5 protein-coding genes are annotated in these 7,166 nt (G+C 68.0%); all 5 read right to left on the bottom strand.

What is annotated here, in order from left to right; all coding sequences use genetic code 11:
- Positions 1-629 (bottom strand): enolase-like domain-containing protein (locus tag J9611_RS08350; protein WP_504741946.1); only part of this gene is annotated, 629 nt, incomplete at its 3' end.
- Between the two features lie 46 nt (positions 630-675).
- Positions 676-2,112, bottom strand: a complete 1,437-nt coding sequence (gene uidB, locus J9611_RS08345) for a glucuronide transporter (RefSeq protein ID WP_246527539.1) — start codon at positions 2,110-2,112, stop codon at positions 676-678.
- A gap of 64 nt (positions 2,113-2,176) precedes the next feature.
- Entirely contained in the window at positions 2,177-3,985 is a 1,809-nt protein-coding gene (uidA, locus tag J9611_RS08340) for a beta-glucuronidase (RefSeq protein WP_211879268.1), read from the bottom strand.
- A 231-nt stretch (positions 3,986-4,216) separates the two neighbouring features.
- On the bottom strand, positions 4,217-5,608 hold the full coding sequence (locus J9611_RS08335) for a mannitol dehydrogenase family protein (protein ID WP_211879297.1): 1,392 nt from the start codon (positions 5,606-5,608) through the stop codon (positions 4,217-4,219).
- A gap of 71 nt (positions 5,609-5,679) precedes the next feature.
- Entirely contained in the window at positions 5,680-7,086 is a 1,407-nt protein-coding gene (gene uxaC / locus J9611_RS08330; RefSeq protein WP_211879267.1) for a glucuronate isomerase, read from the bottom strand.
- Positions 7,087-7,166 lie beyond the last annotated feature (80 nt).

The following is a 7,166-nucleotide window of genomic DNA, read 5'->3' as shown; positions in this document are numbered from 1 at the left end:
GGGCCGAACTCGTTCCGGACGGCCTCGAACACCGACGGCAGGTGCCGCAGGTAGGCCCGGGTGTCCCAGTCCTCCTCCTGCGGGAACGCGCCGCGGCCGGCGGGCTCGTAATCGTAGCGTTCCCCGGAGGCCTGGGCCTGCGCGGCGACGCCGTAGACGGCCTTGATGCCGGGGACGGCCGTCTGGATCCGCACCGACTTGTAGCCCAGGTCCAGGTGCTCCCGGACCGAATCGAACAGCGACGGAAGGTCCGAGCCGGAGGCGTGCCCGTAGGCGCGCAGCCCGTTCCGGGACGCCCCGCCCAGGAGCTGGTACACCGGCATGTTCGCGACCTTGCCCTTGATGTCCCACAGCGCCATGTCCACGGCGGCGATCGCGGCCATCGTCACCGGCCCGCGGCGCCAGTACGAACTGCGGTACAGGAACTGCCAGGTGTCCTCGATCCGGTGCGGGTCCTTGCCGATCAGCAGCTGCGCGACGTGCTCCTTCAGGTACGCGGCGACGGCCAGTTCACGCCCGTTCAGGGTCGCGTCGCCGATCCCGGTGACGCCGTCCTCCGTCGTGATCCGGAGGGTGACGAAGTTACGGGAGGGGCTGGTCACGAAGACTTCCGCGGCAATGATTTTCACGGCAGTTCCTTTCAAAATGGACTGTGTCGGGCTGGGTCGGTGGTGGCTAGTGGCTGGCCGGGCCGGGCGGCGTGGTTCCGCCGGAGCCGACGGCGGCGGCGTCGGGCGTTGCGGGGGTTCTGCCGGTTGCTGCCGTTTGGGCGGAGCTGTCGGCGGTCTTGCGGCGCTCCTGGATCTCGGCGAGAATCCGGGCGTGCATGGCATCGGTGAGGGTGTACCTGGACATCACCAGGACGGCCAGGATGGTCATGATGGCCGGCAGCGCACCGGCCGCGAACTGGATGCCGAAGACCGCGTCCGCGGTCTGGGCCGCACCGGACTTGTAGCCGCCCAGGGCCAGGGCGTAGGCGGCGAGGGCGCCCCCCACCGCCTGGCCGGTCTTCCGGGTGAAGGAGAACAAGGCATAGGTGATGCCTTCGGTGCGCACGCCGGTGCGCCATTCGCCGTATTCCACGGTGTCGGCTTCCAGTGCCCACACCACGATGTTGACGGCAAGGACCCCGACCAGGCTGACAACGAGGCCGGCGAAGCCGATCCAGACCTGGCTGGCCGGGGTGAAGAAGATGATCGCGCCACCCACGACGGTGAGCAGGGACGCGTAGACGTAGACGCCCTTCTTGCCCAGGCTCCGGACCAGCCTGGGCATCACTGCAGCCAGCACGAAGGTGAGCACCAGCTGGATGATGGAGAGGACGGGGTACAGGTCGAGGCGGTGCAGGACGTCGCGCAGGTAGTACAGCTGCACCGAGGTGAGGGCCAGGTAGCCGGTGAGGAAGAAGAAGGAGCTCAGGCAGAGCATCAGCAGCGGCTTGTTGCCTTTGAGCGTGTCCATGCTCTGCTTGAACGTGACGTTGGGGACGGCGCGGTGGACCCGCTCCTTGGCTGTCAGCACGGTGAAGAAGTAGAGTGCGGCGCCAATGACCACGAACACCAGGGTGATGGTGGTGAATGTTGACTGCAGGTTGGCGCCGGGCTTGATCAGCGGAGCCACGAAAATACCCAGGGCGGAGCTAACGAGCATTGCGCCGACCAACCTGGCGGAGCCGAGCTTGGCCCGGTCCCCCGGGTCCTGCGTCATGGCGCCGGCCAGGGAGCCGTAGGGGATGTTGACCAGGCTGTAGGCCAGGCCCAGGGCCGCGTACGTGACGTAGGCATAGAGCAGCATGCCGGATTCGCCGAGCTGCGGGACGGAGAACGTGGCCACGCTCAGCAGGAGCAGCGGGATGGAGCCGAACATGATGAACGGGCGGAACTTGCCGAACCGCTTGCTGAAGGCGCGGTCCACCACCCGGCCGGCAAAAACGTCAGCGAAGGCGTCGAAGATCCTGACCGCCAGCAGCAGGGTGCCGGCCGCTGCGGCCGAAATCCCGGCCACGTCCGTGTAGTACACCAGCAGGAACATCGTGGCGGTGGTGAAAGCGAGGTTGTTTGCCGCATCGCCGGCGCCATAGCCGATGATGCTGAGCTTGTTCAGCTTTTTCATGTTGTGGGCTCCTTTACCCGGTGCCGGCCCCTTGGGGACCAGCGAAAACGCATGTTAATAAAGGCTATGCCTTGGTGGAGTTCTTGATGCCGCCCAGCGCAGTCCAGCGCTGGCGCAAGGCATAGGCTGCGGGCTTGGGGCGGCGGTCGCGGGTGAAGACACCCTTCTTGTTGCCGTCCACGCGCATGATGCCGTTGGAGGTCTGGAAGTCCGCAAAATTCCAGACCTGTTCGCCGGTCATGGCGTCCACGCGGTCAAAGACCCGGTGGTACATGGCCAGGAAGGCGGCCTGGTATTCCTCGCTCCAGGGCTGCTCGTAGATGGAGTGGAAGCCCGGCATGGTGTCCGGACCGTACTCGGTCATGATCATGGGCTTGCCGTACTTGGCTTCCCACTCACGGAGTTCCTTCTCGAGGACCTGCTCGGCGGTTTCCAGGTCGCCGTTGTGCAGGTACCAGCCGTAGTAGCGGTTGAGCATGATGACGTCGAACAGATCGCCCAGCAGTTCCTTGTCCGGAGTGTCGAACATGACGTTGACGTAGCCGACGGGGCGGGTGGGGTCCAGTTCCCGGGTCAGCTCCGCGAGGGGCTGGAAGTATTCGCGGGCGCCTTCCTCGGAGCCGTTGGGTTCGTTGGCAATGGACCAGATGACAACGGAGGGGTGGTTCTTGTCCCGGGCCACGAGCTCGGAGATCGCCTGCCGGTGGTTGGCCGCCGTCTTGGCGTCCACCCCGCCCTCGACGTAGGTCTTCTTGGAGATGCCGCCGAAGACGGCGCCGAAGCCGAGGTGCAGGCCCACCGCTGCGGTTTCGTCGATCACCACGATCCCGTGGCGGTCGGCGAACTCCATCACCTCTTCGGCGTAGGGGTAGTGCGAGGTCCGGAAGGAGTTCGCGCCCACCCAGTCCAGAAGCTGGAAATCATTGACCATCTGGGCGTTGCTGTGGCCCTTGCCGATGCCGATGTGGTCCTCGTGCATGCCGAAACCCGTGAAGTAGAAGGGCTCGCCGTTGATGAGGAATTCCTTGCCGCGGACCTCCACGGTCCGGACGCCGACCGGCAGCGTGTAGCTGTCCAGCAGCCGCCCGCCGTCGCGGATCTCGGCGGTCAGGCTGTAGAGGTAGGCGGCGCCCGGCTTCCACAGTACGACGTCGGCGATCACCAGGGTGCCCCGGGCGCCGTCGGCCCGGGCCACTTCCACGCCGTCGGCGTCCTTCAGGACGACCGTGACCGCTTCGCTGCCGCTGCCGCCGGCTGTTCCGATCGTGTAGTCGACGCTGCCCGTGGCCCCGTCGAAGCCGGTCACGACCGTGATGTCGTCCAGCGTCACCGCCGGGGTGCTGTACAGCCAGAGGCTGCGGTGCAGGCCAGCGTAGTTGTAGAAGTCGTGGAGGTAGCCCTGCTGGCGGCGGCCGTCCTCCGTGACCGTGATGCTGCCGGGCGGGATGGTGGCCTGGGTGAGTTCGTTGTTGACGGAGACGGTGAGGCGGAACGTCTGCCCCGGTGTCACGTGCTCCGTGATGTCCGCACTGAACGGCATGTAGCCGCCGGTGTGCTGGGCCACCAGGACATCGTCAACCCACACCATTCCCTCGTGCGTTGCCGAGTCGAGCCGGAGATGGATCCGTTCCCCGGCCCAGCCGCGGGGAACCCGGACGTCGCGCTGGTACCAGACGTAGCCCACGTGGTCCCGGATGGCCTTGTCCGGGAAGACGTCGTTGTAGCTGGCCGGGACACCCATTTCCAGCGGCGACGCCAGGGGCGCCTTGAACCATTCCTCCTGGTGGCCGGCGCGGTCAAAGTCCACTTTGAACCGGTAGAGCCCGTCGAGGTTGACCATCTCACGGGTTTCACTTGCCTGGGGCTTGAGCATCTGGGGGGAATCCTTCGCATCGTTGCGGGGTGGGACCGTTGGGAGATCCGCTGGGCCGTGCTGGCGGCCCGCGTTTTTGTCTGGCTGTAATCCTAGTCACGTGGCAAACATTTGGCAAGCGGTTGCCAGATATTCACATCGCCGCGCCCGGACATGGGCGGCCTAAACGGACACTGCCCGGGCCTCCGGCAGGTGCCGTGGGCCCGGACAGTGCCGCCTGCAGCGTCGGGGCTACTCCTGGACAGCCGGCCCGGAGAAGGTGCCGCTGAGGTCTTCAACGAGGCGGACCACGGCGTCATCGGCGGCGAGGTCCGGATTGAGCAGGGCCAGCAGGGCGCGGACACGGTCTGTGCCGCCGAGCCTGTTGGCCGCGGCCACGTCTGTGGCCAGGGGGTCGTGGAACTCTGCCGCCGCCGCGCTGAAATCCATCCAGGCGGAGATCATGAGGGCTGCGGCCTCCCCGGAACGGCCCTGCGCCCGCTCGGCGAGCAGCACCGGGACGGCCCGCATCCGCAGCTTGGTGCTGCCGTCCATCGCGATCTGGGCCAGGTGGTGGGCGATCCGGGTGTTCCGGAACCGGGCCAGCAGTTCGGCGCGGTATTCGGGGATCCGGAGGTCCGCGCCGTGCAGGTTGGCCTCGGCTTCGCCCCAGAACCGTTCCACGGCCTGCAGGCACAGCGGGTCCGCCAGGGCCTCGGCCACCGTGGTGTGGCCGCGCAGCTGCCCGGCATAGGCCAGGAGCGAGTGGGCGCCGTTGAGGAGCCACAGCTTCCGGTTTTCGTACGGCTCGATCTCGTCCACGAACACCGCGCCGGCGTCTTCCCAGCGCGGGCGTCCGGCCGGGAAGGCGCCGCTGAGCACCCAGTTGCGGAACGGTTCGGCCACCACCGGCGAGTTGTCGCGGTAGCCGCACTCGGCCTCCACCGCTGCGAGGTCCGCGCCGGTGGTGCGCGGCGTGATGCGGTCCACCGAGGTGCTGACAAAGCTGATGTTCTCATCGATCCAGGCGGCGAGGCCGGCGTCCCAGGCCTCCGCCAGGCCCACCACTGCATGGCGGGCAACCGTTCCGTTGCTGGACAGGTTGTCGCAGCAGACGACGGCGAGCGGTCCGGCGGCGGCAGCCCGGCGGGCGGCGAGGGCAAAGACGAGCCGGCCCAGCGGCGTCGTCGGCGCTCCGCTGCCCGAAGCCAGCAGCGCAAGGTCGGCGACGACGTCGGGGGCCGCCCGGTCCAGGCTGCCGTCGGCGCCCAGGCGGTAGGCGGCCTCGGTGATGGTCAGGGTGATCACCGCCGTGGCCGGTGCGGCGACAAGGGCGGCGAGCCGGCCGACGTCGGCGCCGTCCACTGCCTCGACGATGCTGCTGACGATCTCGAAGGAATCGCCGCCATCGGCCCGCTCGACCACGGTGTACAGGCCGTCCTGCTCGGCCAGTGCCAGCGCCGCGTCAGGCCGGCGGCCGGTGAACGAGGCGATGCCCCACCCGGCGGCGTCACCGGCGTGGTGGGTGTACCAGGCCTGGTGCGAGCGGTGGAAGGCACCCAGCCCCAGGTGGACGATCCGCACGGGCGCCTTTGCCGAGGGCCGGATGGCCCGGCTCAGCTGCGGCAGCCGGGCGGGCGGCAGCCCTGTTGCGTCCGGAGCGGCTGTCGCGTCGGGAGCATCGGGAGCGGCTTTGGAGTCGGTCTCGTGGATGGTCACAGCTTGAAAACCCTTCGCGGGGAGGAATCGACCAGGTCGACGATGATTTCGTGCGCACGGTCCTCGCTGACCCGGTGCTCCGCCACGAGCCGGGCCAGGAAGGAGGCCTCGATCCGGCGGGAGGCATCGTGCCGGGCCGGGATGGAGCAGAACGCGCGGGTGTCGTCGATGAAGCCCGAGGACCGCGAGAATCCGGCGGTCTCCGTGACGGCGGAGCGGAAGCGCAGCATGGCGTCCGGGGCATCGAGGAACCACCACGGCGCGCCGAGGTAGACGGAGGGGTAGAAGCCCGCCAGCGGTGCGAGTTCGCGCGAAAACACGGTCTCGTCCAGCGTGAACAGCACCAGGTGGAAGTCCTTGGCGGTGCCGAAGTCCTGCAGCAACGGGCGGATGGCCTCGGTGTAGTTGGTGGCGACGGGGATGTCGTGGCCCGTGTCCGCCCCGAAGGTGTTGAACGTGGGCTCGTGGTGGTTGCGGAACGAGCCGGGGTGGATGGTCATCACCAGGCCGTCCTCGACGGACATCCGGGCCATCTGGTACATCATGTGGGCCTCGAAGTCGTCGCGGTCCTGCGCGGTGGCCTGGCCGGAGCGGGCGCGGTCGAACAGCCGTGCCGCGTCGGCGGCGTCGAGCTTCAACGTGGCGGGCGTCCTGACGCCGTGGTCAGCGGAAACCGCCCCGTGCTCCACGAAATAACGACGCCGGTTCTCCAGTGCCGTGACGTAGCCGGCATAGCCGGTGGCGCCGTCGCCCGCAGCCGCGATGAGCCGGTCGACATTGGCGGACCAGGTGGGGTGCGCGATGTTGAGGTAGGCGTCCGGGCGGAACGTGGGCAGCACCCGGCCGTGGAAGCTGGGGTCCTGGGCGATCGCCTGGTGGCTGGCGAGGTCGTCGAGGGGGTCATCCGTGGTGGCCAGGACCTCGATGTTGAAGTCCTTGAAGAGCTGGCGGGGCCGGAAACCGGGCTCCTGGAGCCTGGCGGAGATGGCGTCGTAGCTGGCATCGGCGTTTTCGGCGCTGATCTCCTGCTGGAGGCCGAAGACGCTGTGGAACTGGTTGCGCAGCCAGTAGCCGGAGGCGGTCCCCTCCAGCAGCGGCCACGCCGTGCAGAACTCGCGCCAGACGCTGCGGGAATCCGGCGCTGCGCTGCTCGAGCCGCGCAGCTTGTCAAGGGAGACACCGCTGGCATGGATCAGCCGGGTGACGTAGTGGTCCGGGCTTACCAGCAGCGCTGCGGGGTCAGGGAAGGGCGTGTTGTGCTCGATGACGGCGGCATCAACGTGGCCGTGCGGGGAAATGATGGGAAGATCCTGGACCCGGGCCAGGAGGCCGCGCGCAATGCTTCGCGTTCCGGGATCCGCGGGCAGGAGCCGGTCTGGGTTGGCTGCAATCGACTGTGACATGGATCAATAATCCGGCCTGGCTCGCTCGCTTGTCAACCGGTTGCCAAAATTTGCCGCCGGGATGCCGGGAGGGGTCACGA

It is taken from the genome of Pseudarthrobacter albicanus (assembly GCF_018224015.1).
Lineage (GTDB): Bacteria > Actinomycetota > Actinomycetes > Actinomycetales > Micrococcaceae > Arthrobacter > Arthrobacter albicanus.
This window is presented reverse-complemented; position numbering and strand designations above follow the sequence as displayed.

What these genes read in the sequence shown, in the direction of transcription:
- uidB (WP_246527539.1), bottom strand. Translation starts at nt 2,112, where the DNA reads ATGAAAAAGCTGAACAAGCTCAGCATCATCGGCTATGGCGCCGGCGAT.
- uidA (WP_211879268.1), bottom strand. Translation starts at nt 3,985, where the DNA reads ATGCTCAAGCCCCAGGCAAGTGAAACCCGTGAGATGGTCAACCTCGAC.
- uxaC (WP_211879267.1), bottom strand. Translation starts at nt 7,086, where the DNA reads ATGTCACAGTCGATTGCAGCCAACCCAGACCGGCTCCTGCCCGCGGAT.